The 223-nt window shown below is 68.6% G+C and carries 1 pseudogene; it reads right to left on the bottom strand.

Features of this window, described 5'->3' with window-relative positions:
* Positions 1–223, bottom strand: a pseudogene (locus JHD63_RS25340) (IS5/IS1182 family transposase); the annotation flags it as partial.

Raw genomic sequence — 223 nt, 5'->3', positions numbered from 1 at the left:
GGTCTGGTGCATCTCGGGGTCGCGCGCCTTGTCCGCGTTCTTCGTCGAGCTGGGCGCGCCGATGATGGTGGCGTCCACGATCGTGCCCGTGCCCACCTTCAGACCTCGGGCCTGCAGCGTCTGGCCTACCGTGGCGAACAGTTGCTCGCCCAACTTGTGCGCCTCCAGCAGGCGCCGGAACTTCAGCAGCGTGGTGCCATCGGGCACCCGCTCACGTCCGAGG

Source organism: Xylophilus sp. ASV27 (assembly GCF_016428875.1).
GTDB lineage: Bacteria > Pseudomonadota > Gammaproteobacteria > Burkholderiales > Burkholderiaceae_C > Xylophilus.
This window is presented reverse-complemented; position numbering and strand designations above follow the sequence as displayed.